Here is a 14870-nt window from a genome sequence, read left to right on the forward strand (position 1 = left end):
AGGGCAACGCTATCGCTTTCATCCTGTCGAGAAAGGGCATGCCGTCGTAAACGGTTGAAATGCCCGGAAATATCTGGCCGGTGGTCAGCGACAAGCTTCCCGGCATGGTCGAAATCTATCGTCATCATGCCGATGCCGTAAAGGCGCGTCCCGCTTGACCAGACCTTCAGCCTGCTATGGCCTCAACGGCCTGATCCTTGGCATATCGGCCGAGCGCCCGGAGCTGTGGCAGGATTTCGACCGGATGCTGGGCAGCCTGCGTATCGCGGAACCCGTCGAGCCGGACTTTCGTCTCGAGATCGCCGAGACAGACACCCTGGACGAGGCGCCCAACGGATCCCTCGTCTTCGATGGCGAGGTGCCGGAGGATGGTCCCTGCCGGATGTTCGAGGATGGTGGTATCATCCATCTGGTCTTTCCCGGGCGTCAGACCGTTGCCATCAACGGCGTGGCGGGATGGGCCGAACTCCGGATCCGCCCCGGCGCGAAAGCCGCGTGGACACCGGCAATGCTGGTGCTCGACGCCGCGCTCGACGCCGGTGGCCAGCATATGCTGCACACTGCCGGCTTGACGTTGCCGGACAGCGATGCGGTGGTGCTGATCCATGCTCCGAGCGGCACCGGCAAGACCACGACGTCACTCGCGCTGGCAACTCAGGGCTTTGGCCTCTGCTCCGACGACGCCATGATCGTGCATGCCACTTCGGGCAAGGTCGTAGCCTGGGGTCTGCCGCGCGCCGTCAAGATCCATCGGAAGACCGCGGAGATGATCCCGCAGGTGGCGCCCTGCCTTGGCCAGACTTGGGATCGCAACAGCGAACAGCCCGTCTCGCTTGAAAGGCTGGAGGATATCATCCGGGTGGAAAACGCGTCCGCCCGGCCGGTGGCGGCCCTTCTGCACCTGGCGCGTTCCGCCGGAAGCCAGAGCCGGCTCGTCGCCATGGCCGGCACCGACGCAATGGTGGCACTGGCGGTGGACAACGTCCGCACCGGTATGACCGGGCTGCTGCCGATGCAGAAACGCCGGCTGGCGACCATCGCCGGGCTGGTCAATGCGGTGCCGACCTTCCGGTTGGAGGTGGGCGCGCGCCCGGCTGACGCGGCGGCACTGATCAGCGCCGCTCTGACGACTCGGGACTGAATACCCCAGGCAACGTGGGGCCGCTATTCCTTGTTCCCAAGGGCGTGGGGATAGCGTGTTTCGGAGTGCTTCTACTTCGCAGTTTTGCGCAAAAACAACGATTTAAGCGCAGCGCCGCCTCGTTATCCTTGCTGCGCGAGGTACGGAAGAGCAAGGGTCCGGGAAAACTCGAATGGCGCTACAAAGGTCAGGTTTGGCAGGGCACACCCGAAGCCGCTCATCTCATGGGCCCGACAGCTCCGCCCGCAGTAAGCAACGAGGCAAACATGCGCGCGTAGTTCTCCGCCTGCACGCCCCAATCCCACTCTTGGATCGTCTCGATCATGCGGGCGGCCATCCTCGACCGGAGCGATGGCGTGTCCCGCAACAAGGCTAGCTTGTTCGCAAGCCCCTCCGCAGTTCCATCGAAGAACAGCCCGTTGTCGCCATCCCGAATCAGCTCGGGCATGTTTCCCACACGGGTGGTCACCAAAGGGACACCGCACGCCGCCGCCTCCAAGCAAGGATTGGGAGTGCCTTCGCTGAGGCTGGCGCAGACATAAACGTCGAGATCCCGATAGAAGCCGGGCATCTCGTCATGGCTACGCCAGCGTTGCTCGCGAATCGCCGTCAGTAGGCGCGCGCCCGGCACGGCCGCTACCGCGGGCTCGATGACGTCGTGGAAGCCGCGATGTGCTGGACCATGGTTGCCGAGACTTCCCGCCCATCCGACACGGAGCTCGCCAGAACCGGGTTGTGGCTCTTGTGCGGGACAAAAGAACGTCGTGTCGACTCCATTGGGCGTGTAGTGGACCGGAACACGCAGTAGAGGACCGTATTCGTGCTCGAGCTGCCGATTGTTGACAAAGACAGCGCGCGCCAGCCGGTGCAGGGCGGCGAGCCCGGGCTCGCGGAATTCGCCCTCCAGCTCTCTGTGGCTGCAGATCCCGACGAGCAGCCTGTCAGACCGCCTGGCGAGGGCCGATTCCGGCAGGGGCAGCTTCGAGATCTGGAGCCAATAGAAGATGAGCACGATGTCCGCCGTGTTCACGTCCGACTCAGTCACATCATGTTGAAATCGTTGGACGATCTCGAACCTTCTTTCCAGCACGCGCCGGAGATTTTGGGTCTTGCGATCAATCGCCCAGCCGGGTCGATCCGCGATCGCCAGGACGCGGGGGAGGTGTACCTCATTCACGAGGCGTACCGCTCAAGCCAGTGTGCCGACCATGGATTGGCCTCGTCCAGATCGTCGTCCGTCGCGCTGGCGCGCACGTGGCTGGCGTCCGGCAGCAGAATATCCTCTGATCGCAAGCGGGGTCGCCATCCGTGCCAGCCACGACCAATGACCTCTTCGCTCAGGAACCGGCGGCCAGCATACTTGCATGCGGCGTGCTCTGCGCTAAGGAACAGATAGTGCTTCATGCGAAAACGCTCGGAGTAAAGCCTCACCGGACCCGCGAACCGTACGAGATGGCCGCCTGACCACGCAATCTCCATGGGGCCGTCCTGTTTCTTGTAGGCACGGACGCAGTGTGGGGAGGTTGGCCGGAACGGGTAGTAGGTGCGCAGCGTGTGTTGATAATCGGGATTGTCGTGATCGGGAGCTTCTCTGGTAGGAATGAACGTAAACTCGGAAGATTCGATCGCATTGAAGCCGAGTGCGTCGGCTGCCGCAATGGCGGAGACCAACGATGAGTACGAAGTCGGCGGAAGGTGGATCTCGTCAGCGTCAACATGCATGAACCAGTCTGCTTCGAGCGACTGAAACAGTTCCTCTTTGCGACGAAGAAGGTGCTCCCAGCAATACCAGCCGTTATGCGGGATGGTTTCGAATCCTATCAATCCGGCTCCGCAGTAGCGTTGGGCAATCTCAAGCGTTCGGTCCGTCGACTGATTGTCGCAGATGTAGACCTGTACGCCTTGACGAAAGAGGTTCTCGAGACATCCGGAGACGAACCGTTCTTCGTTCCGTGTCGTAAGGACCGCGACGACTCGCGGGGAACTCCGATCACGCGCAGCATTCGCAATGTGGGTATTGAGATCGGCCAAATTCCTCAATCCTTCGTCGTGTGCTTCCCGACGCAGGCTAAAGACTCAGAGCGGCCAAGCCAAGAGCGCCATCACTTTCCGACCTGAGGTGATGGCGCGACGCTTTTCCGGGGGAGAACGTCTCACACTTTTCCTGGAATTGCTCTGGCCCTGGCCAGCCGTTGGATCCAGCGGAAGGCGTCGCGGCGTAGGCGCGAACCAAGCTTGTCCCTGGAATTGACGCCGAGCAGCGTATTCGTGGTGATCAACCGCCTGGCCAGCCGTATGGAGAGATCGGGTTTGATGCGGCCGGCGAGTTCGAGCGCGCGGCTTTCGTCGAACAACTGGCCGGTCACATCGAGCACGATTGCCAACTCGAGCTCGATGCCGGTGGTACGGGCAGCGTCGAAGAGGCGTGCTTCCGCTTCGGGTGATTGCAGCGCCCGCACGCCTTGCAGCACGTCGACGCAAAGCTGCAGCCGGTGGAATTTGTGGCCGCCGGCGGCATGCACGATGGCGATCGTGAGAAGAGCCGCCGGCGTGTCTGTCGCGTCGCCGTCGATGGCGCGCAATTCAGGGAAACCCAGCGACAGGCGCCGCCGCATGCCGGTGTCATGCACGAGGTCGCCATGCAGTTCGACCAGCAGGCTGGAATTCTCCTTTTCGAGCCATTTGAATTCCTGCAATTCGTAGGATTCGGCCTCGTCGCTGCCAAGCTCGAAGCCGCATGCCGCGATCACCTGGTTTGCCCTGGCCAGATTGGCGGGTTCGACCAAGATGTCGATGTCGGTGAACGGCCTGTCGGCGACGTTGCGGTAGAGCTTGCGCGCGAAGACCGGCCCCTTGACGATCCGCGCCGGAACATTGTCCGCCGCCAGTCCCTTCATGATGCGGTCGCCATGATACTTCAACAGCATCGACTGGCCGGTGGCGATCGTCGCTTTCTGGCGCAGGTCCTCCAGTTTGTCTCGCAGCTCCTGATCCGACGGCAGTTGCGCGTCGCCGCTGAGCCTGCGCAGCATGATCGGCAAGACGCCATGGAATTCGGCGTTGTCGAGCAGCGACATCAGCGTCTTTGCCGACAAATTATCGACGTCGACAGTCGGCGCCTCCGGATCTGCGTAGCGCAGCAGCAGCTTTTCTTCGGCAGGGGTAAGCGGTGGCAGCATCAACCTGGACAATGTTGCGATTGAAGGGAAAGATGTTGCAGAAAAGCAGGGTGGAAGCCAGCTTTACATGCCCCAGCGCAGCGCTGCTGTGTGCACCGGCGCGTCCCAGAATGCGGTCGTCTCGTCGTCGAGCATGGTCAGCGTGATCGAGCAGCCGGCCATGTCGAGCGAGGTGACGTAGGAGCCTACCAGCGAACGGGTCACCGTCACGCCGTGTTTTTCGAAGATCGCCCGCGCGCTGTTGTACATCAGATAGAGTTCCATCAGCGGCGTGCCGCCGAAGCCGTTGACGAACAGCAGCGCCGGACCCTTCGCCCTATCGCCGAGATCGCCCAGGATCGCGGTGCAAATCTCCTGCGCGATAGCATCGGCGCTTTTCAGCGTGTCGCGCCGGCGGCCGGGCTCGCCATGGATGCCGACGCCGAATTCCATCTCGCCATCGCCGATGTCGAAAGTCGGCCTGCCCGCCGCCGGTACGGTGCAACTGGTCAGCGCCACGCCCATCGAGCGGGTAGCAGCGTTGACGCCGTCGCCCAGCGCCTTCAGCGGCGCCAGCGCCAGGCCATGTTCGGCAGCGGCTCCGACGATCTTTTCCACCACCAGCGTGCCGGCGACGCCGCGCCGGCCCGTCGTATAGGAAGAATTCTCGACGGCGACATCGTCATTGGTCACGATCTGCAGGATGCCTTCCGACATTTCGGCCGCCATGTCGAAGTTCATGACGTCGCCTTCATAGTTCTTGACGATGAACAGGCAGCCGGCGCCCGTGTCGACGGCTTGCGCCGCCGCCAGCATCTGGTCCGGCGTCGGCGAGGTGAACACCTGGCCGGGGCAGGCGGCGTCGAGCATGCCGTGCCCGACAAAGCCGCCATGCAGCGGCTCGTGGCCGGAGCCTCCGCCGGAGATCAACGCCACCTTGCCCGGCCGCAAGGTCTTGCGGCGGATGAATTTGTGCTCGTCGCCAAGCACCAGGATGTCGGCATGGGCGGCCACGAAACCGTCGAGGCTCTCGGTCAGCACCGTGTCCACCGAGTTCATGAACTTCTTCACGATCGTCTCCTCCCGAAATAGGCCTTCCAAACAATTCCAGGAAAAATGTGTCGCGGTTTTTTCCGGAATTGCGTAAAACAAAGAGTTCGATCAGCTACCCTTGCCGGTGATGCTGGTGATCTTCTGGATAAAGTCGTTCACCGCTTTGTCGAGTGCGGCGTTCTGCTTGTCGTCGCCGAAATCCGGCACCACAAGCGAGACATGCCGCGTCTTGCGCATGCCTGCCGCGACCGAAATTTTCCCCGGATGCGCCTGATGGTAGGCGGCGAGAAACTGATCGCGCTCAACCGGACTGAAATGGCAGACCGAAAATATAGCCGGCAAATGTTTAGACGGGATCGGAATTGAATAGGCAGGACTGGAAATCTGCGTGACGAAGCTTCGGTGTTTGCCGAGCGCATCGGCCAGGCGCTGGCGCATGCCGGATGGGCGCTGGTCGATGACGTGCGACAGGATCGTCTTGTAGGCGCGGATCGCGTCCTCGGAGCCAGGTTCGGGTTTGATGTCGACCATGCCGGCCGCGCCTAGACAGAAACGTCCGCGATGGCCGCCTTGGCCATGGCGAGTTGCGCCGGAGCGACGGAAAGATCGCGCAGGCCGGCCTCGAGCAGTGACGGGATCGAGGCGGGATCGCCGCCTGCATCGCCGCACAGGCTGACCGGGATTCCTTCCCGCTGGCCAAACGCGGTCACGGCAGCGATCAGCCGCAGCACGGCCGGATGACGGACCGAATTGAGATGTGCCACGGCAGCGTTATCGCGGGCAGCCGCCATGACATACTGGGTGAGGTCGTTGGAGCCGATCGAGAAGAAGGCGGCATCAGCAAAGGCTTCCGGCAGGATCGCCACCGACGGCACCTCGACCATGATGCCGAGCGGCGGCATCTTGCTCGCGATGCCGCGCGCGGCAAGTGCGGTCTGCTCCTCGGCGAACATCGCCGCTGCCTGTCGGTATTCCTCCACAATGGCGATCATCGGAAACATCACTTTCAGATTGCCGTGCACCGCGGCGCGCAGCAGTGCCCGGATCTGTACACGAAACACCTCCGGCCTTGCCAGCGACAGCCTGATTCCGCGCAGGCCGAGGAACGGATTGCTCTCCTCGATGGTGAAGCCGGGCACCGGCTTGTCGCCGCCGGCATCGACGGTGCGGATCGTCACCGGTTTTTCACCAGCCCATTCCAGCACCTTGCGATAGGCGCGATACTGTGTCCCCTCGTCCGGCAGCGTCTTGCCGAACAGGAATTCGGTGCGCATCAGCCCGACCCCGTCGCAGGTGGCGATATCGATGCCGTCGACCTCGGACGGGTCGGCGATGTTGACCTGCATCCGCACCGCCGTGCCGGCCTTGGTCACCGCCGGTCGCGCCAGGAAGGTCCCGGCCCGATCGCGGCGCGCCCGGAATGATGAGGAGGATAGCCGAAAAGCGGCGATTTCGGTCCTGGAGGGCGACACCACGATGCCGCCATGTTCGGCGTCGAGCAGGGCGATACCGGCGAGATGAGCCGGCGAAGCACCGAGACCGACGATCATGGGTACGCCGCGCGAGCGCGCCAGCATGGCGACATGGCTGGCCGTGCTGCCCGCCCTCAGCGCGATGCCGCCGCCGCTGCTCCAGTCGGTTTCGAGAAAACGCGTCGGCGCGATATCCTCGCCATAGAGGATGGCGCCGGCGGGCGGCTCGACGTTGCCAACCTCCGACAGAGCCCGCAGCACCTGGTCCCTGATATCGCGGATGTCGGCGGCGCGCGCGCGGAAATAATCCTGGTCCGAAGCATCGTAGCCGGCGATTTCAGCGTTAAGCGCCTGCCGCCACGCCGTGTCGGCCGGCAGGCCGGTGCGGATCGCGGCATAGGCCGGGCTGCTCAGCGCATCGTCTTGCAGCATGGCGATCTGAAACTCGAGAATGTCGGCGGCATCGCCCTCGGCCATCCCGATCATTGCAGTGAGACGGCCCGTGGCGATGCCGATTGCGGCATCGAGCGCGGCCTTCTCATCGTCGGCTGTTTCTTTGCCGACATAGGAGCCGACAGTCTGGTCGAGGTCGAACAGCGGCCCTTCGGCATAACCGGCCGAGGCCGAAATGCCTTTAATCCTAAGCGGTTCGGGCATGGTCCGCGCCTTCGTCGAAATCGCGCCGCACCAGTTCGACCAGCGCGTCGACGGCATCATTGGCGCCGTCTCCGCTGGCCCTGATGTGCAACAGCGTACCCTTCGGCGCCTTGGTCGCCATCACCTTGACGATGCTCTTGGCGTCGAACCAGGGGCCGTTGGCGGCAAGCGCGATTTCCACCTCGGCGGCAAAGCTCTTGGCCAGCTTGGTGAACTTCACCGAAGGACGCGCGTGCAGGCCCACCTCGTGGGTGATCACAACGGTCGCTTCGGCGGATGCGGACATGTCTTCAAACTTCCCGTTCACTCACGACGGCGACAATTCATGTGCCGTCGCCACCACTTCCCGGAGCGAGGCGCCGCCGGAGGCCTCGGTCGCCGCCATCACCGCGCCTTCGACGATCGGCGCGTTGCAGACGATGATCTTGTGCGAGCGTGGCTCGCCGATCATCTCCACCGCCATTTCCGAGTTGGTCTCGGCACCGCCGAGATCGACCAGAATGGCGACACCGGCTTCCGACCAGGCCTTGTCGATGGCGCCCATGATCGCCTCGACATTGGTGCCGAGCCCGCCATGGCCGTTTCCGCCGCACCATGCAAGCGGCACTTCGTCGCCCACCATCTGCCGCACCATGTCGGCCGTGCCCTCGGCAACCAGCGGCGAATGCGAAACGATGACGATGCCGACATTGCTCATGGCTGACCTTCCAGCGTTTCGACGATCGTGCGCACCAGAAGCGCGGTCGAGCGTGCACCGGCATCCATGTGGCCGATCGACCGGTCGCCAAGGAACGACGCACGGCCGCGCCGGGCCTTCATCGGCACGGTCGCCTCGGCGGCCGCATCGGCGATACCTGCGATTTCCGGCGCCGTCTTTCCCTGCAGCAACGCGTCATGCACCGGCTGCAGCACGTCGAGCATGGTTTTTTGTCCAACCTGCGACTTGCCCCGTGCTGCCACCGCTTCGATCGCCTTGCCGAACGCCGCCGTCAGATTGGCGCGATCAGGCGCCGCTGAAATCTCCTTGCCGAGTGCCAGGAAAAGGGTGCCGAATAGCGGGCCGGAGGCGCCGCCGACCGTCATCACCAGCTTGGTGCCGATTGCCTTCAAGGCATCGGGCAGCGGTTTGGCCGAAAATGCTTCGGCTTCCGCGCGCACGGCCTCGAAGCCGCGCTTCATGTTCAGCCCGTGGTCGCCGTCGCCGATCGCCTGGTCGAGCGCCGTCAACTCCTCGGCGTGAGCGGCAATGGTATCCGCAGCGGCCGCGATCAGCCTGGCAAGGTTCAACGCCGCCATGTCACCCGCATTTCCGGTTTCTATCTTGCCGGCAGTATCGAAAGAACGATCATTCGACAACTGGAGCATGAATCAGGCCGCTTCGTGCAGTGCGGCGGCGGCCGCGAAGACTTCGGCCACCGCGTGAGCGCCGGGGTCGACCACACCCTGCAATTTGCTGCCGACATAGGCGGACCGTCCGGCCTTAGCTTTGTCCATGGCGGAGGTGGCTTCGGCACCGCGTCGGGCCGCCACAGCCGCTTCGTCCACGCTCTTGGCATCGAGCGCTCTGAGGGCTGGCTCGAGGGCATCGACCATGGTGCGATCCCCCATCCTGGCCCCGCCATAGAAAGTCATTCGGTCGAGGCCGGCAAGCAGCGCCTTGGCTAAGCTCGCGCCGCTCTCCAGAGCTTGCGCTGCGGCGGTGAACAAGATCGACAGCAGCACGCCGCTGGAGCCGCCCATCGACGCGCTCAGAATGTCACCTATCGCGCCAAGGGTCGCCGCCGGCTCGGCAAGCGGCAGCGCATCAAGCCGCTCGAGAACACTGCGCGCGCCGGTCGCCACCGTCGAGCCGGTGTCGCCGTCGCCTGTCTTGGCGTCGAGCCCGTTCAACGTGGTTTCCAGCGCGATCAGCCGTTCGCAGATGGTGACGAGAAGAGAGCGGGTCCGCGCATCCTGGCTGGGCTTGCGTGCCGCGCTCTGTCCGGCCGCTTTCGCCATCGGCACGACGGCAGGTGAAACAACCGGCTTTGCCGGCATCCAGGCGTGCGGACCGACCGGCGCCTGCAAGGCGGTTTCGCGCGCCGCATCCAGCCGGATCAGCGACAGCGAGAAGCCGTTCATGTTGAGCGCCGTCATCAGCGGGCCCGGGCCGATCGTCAGCTTGATGGTTTTGGCCAGCGGCGATGCAAGCACCGCATTGGCGACGACAGACATTTCGAGCGGCGGCACGGAGCCGAGATTGTTGATCAGCAAGGCGTAGGTGGCCTCGGGATCAAGCCGTGCCGCGAGGCGCTCCACCATGATCGCCACCAGTCTGTCGGCACTCTGCACCGCAATCCTTTCGACGCCCGGCTCGCCATGAATGCCGAGGCCGAGTTCACCATCGTTCTCGCCAAACCTGTCTTCGTGCGGCTGGCCGGGGATCGAGCAGGACGACAGCGAGATGCCGAGCGAAACGATATCCTTCGCCGCCGCGCGAGCGGCCGTTGCGACGAATGCCAGATCATGGCCGGCCTCCGACAGATGGCCTGCGATCTTGTGCACGAACAAGGTGCCGGCAACGCCGCGTGGCTGGTTGATGTCCGGCAGCGCGATGTCGTCGGCGACGATCACCATCTCGACACGAAACCCTTCGGCGCGCGCCTTCTCGGCCGCCAGACCGAAATTGAGGCGGTCGCCGGTATAGTTCTTGACGATCAACAGACAGCCGGCCGGACCGGTGACCGCGCGAATGGCGGCCAGCACCGCCTCGACGCTCGGTGAGGCAAAGATCTCGCCTGAGACCGCCGCCGTCAGCATGCCTTTGCCGACGAAGCCGGCATGGGACGGTTCGTGCCCGGCCCCGCCGCCGGAGACGACACTGACTTTCGCCTTGTCCCAGTCGGCGCGCAGGATGACCTTGATCTCGGGATAGCCGTCGAGGCGCGCGAGATCGCCTGATCCGATGGTCCGCAACAGGCCGTCCAGCGCCTCGGTGACGATCGTTTCCCTGCGATTGAAAAAGTGCTTCATCGAATTCGTCCCGTACTGGCAAAGTCAAAACCGGTGCTGAATCACCGAAAACCGCTCACATCAATCGCTGTCCATCGGCGCCGAAATACAGCGGCGCCCGGTAGCGGATCACCACTTTGTCGCCCTGCGCCAGATCCGTGTCGGGATCGGTCAGCGTCACCAGTTTCTTGGTCCCCACCGTCACATGCAAATGGTTCTGATCACCGAGATGCTCGACCCAGTCGACGACGCCGTCGGCATGACCATTCGCAGCCTTCGCGATCGAAAGATGTTCGGTGCGCGCGCCGATCGTCTTGGTCCCGGCCGGTGCGCCGCCGTCAGGCAGCAGTCCGGTCGGCAGAAGATTGATCGCCGGTTGGCCGAGCCTTGCCGCGACATGAAGGTTTGCCGGCTCGGAATAGATGGTGCGCGGCGAACCGATCTGCACCAGCACGCCCTCAGTGAGGATGCCGATACGGTCGGCCATGGTCATCGCCTCGATCTGATCATGCGTGACATAAAGCATGGTGGCGCCGAGTTCGGTCTGGATGCGCTTCAGCTCGAGCCTGAGATCGCCGCGCAGCTTGGCATCGAGCGACGACAGCGGCTCGTCCATCAGATAGATCGAAGGCTTGCGCACCAGCGCGCGGCCGATGGCGACGCGCTGCATTTCGCCGCCCGAAAGCTTGGTCGAGCGGTTGGCGAGCTTGTGATGGATGCGCACCATCTTCGCCACCTCCTCGACTCGGCGGCGGATCTGGTCCTCCGGCATTTTCCGCGCCGGCGAGCGCAGCGGGAAGGCGAGATTGTCGAACACCGAGAGGTGGGGATAGAGCGAATATTGCTGGAAAACGAAGGCCGTGTCGCGCTCGGCCGGCGACAGTGTCGTGGCATTGTGGCCCCCAATCTCGATCATGCCGGAATCCGGCCGTTCCAAACCGGCGATGAGCCGCAGCGTCGTCGTCTTGCCTGCCCCCGTCGGCCCGAGCAGCACGACGAACTCGCCATCTGCTATGTGCAGGTCGAGGCCGTCGACGGCGACATGGTCGCCGAAACTCTTGGTCACGTTCTTGATGTGCACCTCAGCCATGCTGGGCCCTCCGCTCCGAGGCGACATCGTGGATCGCGGTTCTCACCGCGCGGCCCGATCCCTTCTCGAACAGCGACAGCCGCGCGCTGCTCAGCGTCAGGCCGACATGGTCGCCGGTGGAGAGCCGGATTTCGGCCGGCACGCGTGCCTTGATGATACCGTCCGCCGTTTCGACCGCGACAATCTGCGTGGTGCCGAGATATTCGGTGCCATAGATGGCGCCGCGCAGCTTGGAGGCGTCGTCGAAGCGTATGTGCTCCGGGCGGATGCCAAGGGCCATGTCGCTGGGTGCGATGTCCTCTCGTACCTCCGGCACCGCGACCTTCGCACCTTGCACGATGATCTCCCTGGCGCCTTTGGCCAGCCCGCCGCCAAATCCCAAAAAGTTCATCGGCGGCGAGCCGATGAAGTCGGCGACGAACATGGTCGCTGGGCGGTCGTAGATTTCGCGTGGACTTCCGAACTGTTCGATGACGCCATGGTTCATCACAGCGATCTTGTCGGCCATCGACATCGCTTCCATCTGGTCGTGCGTGACATAGACCGTCGTGGCACGGATGCGGTTGTGCAGTTCGCGCAGTTCATGGACCATCAAATCGCGGAATTCGGTGTCGAGCGTGCCGAGCGGCTCATCCATCAGGAAGCATTTTGGCCGCCGCACGATGGCGCGGCCGAGCGCGACCCGCTGGCGGTCACCACCGGCAAGTCCGGAGACGGATTTGTTGAGCAGATGATCGATGCGCAGCAGTTTTGCCGTTTCCTCGACACGGGTGCGGATCTCGGCCGAAGGCATGCCTTGCGCCAACAGCGGGAAGCCGATGTTCTTGCGCACGTTCATGTGCGGATAGAGCGCGAACAGCTGGAAGACGAAGGCGATGTCGCGCTCGCGTGCCCGCAGCATGGTGACGTCGTCGCCGCCGAGCAGGATCTGGCCGCCGGTCGGCAGTTCGAGCCCGGCTATCATGCGCAAGGTCGTCGTCTTGCCGCAGCCCGACGGCCCGAGCATGACGAAGAACTCGCCATCCTCGACGACGAAGTTGGAATCCTGCACGGCGACGAAATCGCCGAAGGCCTTTCTCAGGTGCTGGACGCGGATTTCGGCCATGATTATTCCGGGAATTTCGAGACGATGATGAACATCACGGTGCCGGCGAGCATAGTGATGAAGGAGTAGGTGTAGAGCGACAGCGCGAAGGGCTGGAACAGCATCAGGAAGCCGATGGCGATCAGCGCCGTGGCGATGTTTTCCATCAGCCCGCGCCTGGCCCAGACCGGCCAGCGCGACTTGCGTTTCTGAGGCTTGGTCATGCTCATTTGCGCACCGCGCCGAAGGTGATGCCGCGCAGCAATTGCTTGCGGAGCAGGATGGTGAAGACCAGGATCGGCACCAGGAAGATCGTCGTGCCGGCCGCGACCGCCGGCCAGTCCTGGCCGCCTTCGCCGATGATGGTCGGGATGAAGGGCGGCGCGGTCTGCGCGGTGCCCGAGGTCAGGAGTGCCGCGAACGCATACTCGTTCCAGGCGAAGATCAGGCAGAAGATCGCGGTCGCTGCAATGCCGGTCGTCGCTTGCGGCAGCACGGTGCGCCAGAAGGCCTGCAGCCGCGTATAGCCGTCGATCATCGCCGCCTCTTCGTACTCGCGCGGGATTTCGTCGATGAAGCCTTTCAGCAGCCACACCGCCAGCGAAACATTGACCGCCGTGTAGAGCAGGATCATGCCGAGCGCGGTGTCCGACAGGCCAAGCTCGCGGTACATCAGATAGATCGGAATGGCGACGGCGATCGGCGGCATGAAGCGCGTCGACAGGATGAAGAACAAAAGGTCGTCGGCGAGCGGCACCTTGAAGCGTGAGAAGCCGTAGGCCGACAGCGTGCCGAGGAAGACGGCGCAGAAAGTCGAACCGAAGGCGATGATCAGCGAATTGACGAAGCGCGGCAGGAAGTTGGACGGGCCGGCGATCACCATGTTGCGCTTGCGCGTGGTCTCGTCGCAGAAGCCTGTCGCCGGGCCCAGCGAGTTGATGTATTCCGGCGTCTGCCGGGTCCGAGTCGTGAACAGATTGCAGTAGCCCTCAAGGCTTGGCTGGAACAGGATCTTGGGCGGATAGGCGATCGAATCCGGCGGCGTCTTGAAGCTGGTGGCGAAGATCCACAGCAGCGGCACGATCGAGATCAGTGCGTAAAGTACGATGATCGTGCCGGCGATCCGTTTCGAGTTGCTGCTCGGTGCGACGACCGAATGGGCTGTGGTCAGGCTCATCTCTGCTTCACCTTGTTGAGCGCCTTGACGTAGATGTTGGCGAGGCCGAACACCGCCACGAAAAGAATGATTGCGAAGGCCGAGGAATAGCCGGTGCGCCAGCTTTCGAAAGCCTGCCGCTTCAGCGTTATCGAGGCGACCTCGGTGGTCGAGCCCGGCCCGCCGCCGGTCAACAGATTGACCATGTCGAACATCTTGAAGTTCTCGATGCCGCGAAACAGCACAGCCAGCATGATGAAGGGCAGCGCCATCGGCAGCGTGATCGACCAGAATTGCCGCCAGTTGGAGGCGCGGTCGACCTCGGCCGCCTCGTAGATGTATTCGGGGATGGAGCGTAGGCCCGCGAGGCAGATCAGCATCACGTAGGGTGTCCACATCCAGGTGTCGACGATGATGATCGACCAGGGCGCCAGCGACACGTTGGAGAGCATCTGGATATCGGTCGGCGGGATCCTCGTGACGAAGGATATGGCGTAGGCGAACAGGCCGATCTGCGGCTCATAGAGGAAGCGCCAGAAATTACCGACCACCGCCGGCGACAGCATCATGGGCACCAGGATCAGCGTCGTCCAGAAGGCGTGGCCGCGGAACTTCCTGTCGATCAGCCAGGCCAGGGTGAAGCCGATCAGCGTCTGCAACAGGATGGTCCAGAACACGAAATGCGCCGTCGTCTGCATGGCGATCCAGATATCCTTGTCGCCGAGGATGCGCTGGTAGTTGGCAAAGCCGAGGTTCTTCACCACCTCGTTCGGGCGGTTGGCGCGGTAGTTGGTGAACGACAGATAGATCGCCCAGAACAGCGGAAAGATGTTGATGGCCAGCAGCAACAGGATCGTCGGCGAGATGAACAGCCAGGCGAGGCCCTTGTCGCTGATGCCCCGGACCTTGCGGGCCAACGGCTCCGGAGTCGCCCGGGCAACGTTCTCCGCGGTCCGATTGAGCATGGTGAGTCCTGCTTCGGTCACTTGGTCGTCTCTGTCATGGAATTTATCTGAACTGCGTCCCGTGCCAAGGGCGGCACGGGACGCATGGGTCGAGCTCGGGAGG

16 protein-coding genes are annotated in these 14870 nt (G+C 63.4%); 1 reads left to right on the plus strand and 15 read right to left on the minus strand.

Annotated features, from left to right (window positions below; genetic code table 11):
- The first annotated feature begins 154 nt into the window (after positions 1-154).
- The gene (locus AC0L3E_RS32135) at positions 155-1141 is read left to right on the plus strand and encodes a phosphoenolpyruvate carboxykinase (ATP) (RefSeq protein WP_128307314.1); all 987 of its coding nucleotides are present in this window, start codon (positions 155-157) and stop codon (positions 1139-1141) included.
- 217 nt (positions 1142-1358) lie between these two features.
- On the opposite strand, the gene AC0L3E_RS32140 is transcribed toward AC0L3E_RS32135, so the two are convergent.
- The 15 genes from AC0L3E_RS32140 to AC0L3E_RS32210 form a co-directional block, all read right to left on the minus strand.
- Complete coding sequence (locus AC0L3E_RS32140; protein ID WP_473606585.1) at positions 1359-2318, minus strand: glycosyltransferase family 4 protein; 960 nt, start codon at positions 2316-2318, stop codon at positions 1359-1361.
- Positions 2315-3172: a glycosyltransferase gene (locus AC0L3E_RS32145; RefSeq protein WP_473606586.1), complete on the minus strand. Its 858-nt coding sequence runs from the start codon at positions 3170-3172 to the stop codon at positions 2315-2317. The genes AC0L3E_RS32140 and AC0L3E_RS32145 overlap by 4 nt, the downstream gene beginning before the upstream one ends.
- A 122-nt stretch (positions 3173-3294) precedes the next feature.
- Positions 3295-4320 carry a nucleotidyltransferase family protein gene (locus AC0L3E_RS32150; protein ID WP_473606587.1) on the minus strand — a complete coding sequence of 342 codons (1026 nt, stop codon included), beginning with the start codon at positions 4318-4320 and terminating at the stop codon, positions 3295-3297.
- Positions 4321-4383: 63 nt separating this feature from the next.
- Positions 4384-5370, minus strand: coding sequence for a dihydroxyacetone kinase subunit DhaK (gene dhaK, locus AC0L3E_RS32155; RefSeq protein WP_473606588.1), 987 nt, complete (start codon positions 5368-5370; stop codon positions 4384-4386).
- 90 nt (positions 5371-5460) lie between these two features.
- Entirely contained in the window at positions 5461-5883 is a 423-nt protein-coding gene (locus tag AC0L3E_RS32160) for a hypothetical protein (protein WP_127328785.1), read from the minus strand.
- A gap of 11 nt (positions 5884-5894) precedes the next feature.
- Entirely contained in the window at positions 5895-7481 is a 1587-nt protein-coding gene (gene ptsP / locus AC0L3E_RS32165; RefSeq protein ID WP_127328784.1) for a phosphoenolpyruvate--protein phosphotransferase, read from the minus strand.
- Positions 7465-7767, minus strand: a complete 303-nt coding sequence (locus AC0L3E_RS32170; RefSeq protein WP_127271907.1) for an HPr family phosphocarrier protein — start codon at positions 7765-7767, stop codon at positions 7465-7467. The genes ptsP and AC0L3E_RS32170 overlap by 17 nt, the downstream gene beginning before the upstream one ends.
- A gap of 21 nt (positions 7768-7788) precedes the next feature.
- Complete coding sequence (gene dhaM / locus AC0L3E_RS32175; RefSeq protein WP_013528085.1) at positions 7789-8178, minus strand: dihydroxyacetone kinase phosphoryl donor subunit DhaM; 390 nt, start codon at positions 8176-8178, stop codon at positions 7789-7791.
- Complete coding sequence (gene dhaL / locus AC0L3E_RS32180; RefSeq protein ID WP_127328783.1) at positions 8175-8777, minus strand: dihydroxyacetone kinase subunit DhaL; 603 nt, start codon at positions 8775-8777, stop codon at positions 8175-8177. Before dhaL ends, dhaM begins: the two co-directional genes overlap by 4 nt.
- A gap of 72 nt (positions 8778-8849) precedes the next feature.
- A complete protein-coding gene (locus AC0L3E_RS32185; RefSeq protein ID WP_473606589.1) occupies positions 8850-10493 on the minus strand; it encodes a dihydroxyacetone kinase subunit DhaK in 1644 nt (547 codons plus the stop codon).
- A gap of 55 nt (positions 10494-10548) precedes the next feature.
- On the minus strand, positions 10549-11562 hold the full coding sequence (locus AC0L3E_RS32190) for an ABC transporter ATP-binding protein (protein ID WP_473606590.1): 1014 nt from the start codon (positions 11560-11562) through the stop codon (positions 10549-10551).
- Complete coding sequence (locus AC0L3E_RS32195; protein WP_127320731.1) at positions 11555-12667, minus strand: ABC transporter ATP-binding protein; 1113 nt, start codon at positions 12665-12667, stop codon at positions 11555-11557. Before AC0L3E_RS32195 ends, AC0L3E_RS32190 begins: the two co-directional genes overlap by 8 nt.
- Positions 12668-12669: 2 nt before the next feature.
- The gene (locus AC0L3E_RS32200; RefSeq protein WP_127320730.1) at positions 12670-12876 is read right to left on the minus strand and encodes a hypothetical protein; all 207 of its coding nucleotides are present in this window, start codon (positions 12874-12876) and stop codon (positions 12670-12672) included.
- On the minus strand, positions 12873-13823 hold the full coding sequence (locus tag AC0L3E_RS32205) for a carbohydrate ABC transporter permease (protein WP_013528079.1): 951 nt from the start codon (positions 13821-13823) through the stop codon (positions 12873-12875). The genes AC0L3E_RS32200 and AC0L3E_RS32205 overlap by 4 nt, the downstream gene beginning before the upstream one ends.
- Entirely contained in the window at positions 13820-14767 is a 948-nt protein-coding gene (locus tag AC0L3E_RS32210) for a carbohydrate ABC transporter permease (RefSeq protein ID WP_032901495.1), read from the minus strand. Before AC0L3E_RS32210 ends, AC0L3E_RS32205 begins: the two co-directional genes overlap by 4 nt.
- Positions 14768-14870 lie beyond the last annotated feature (103 nt).

This window comes from Mesorhizobium sp. WSM4822, from assembly GCF_055811155.1.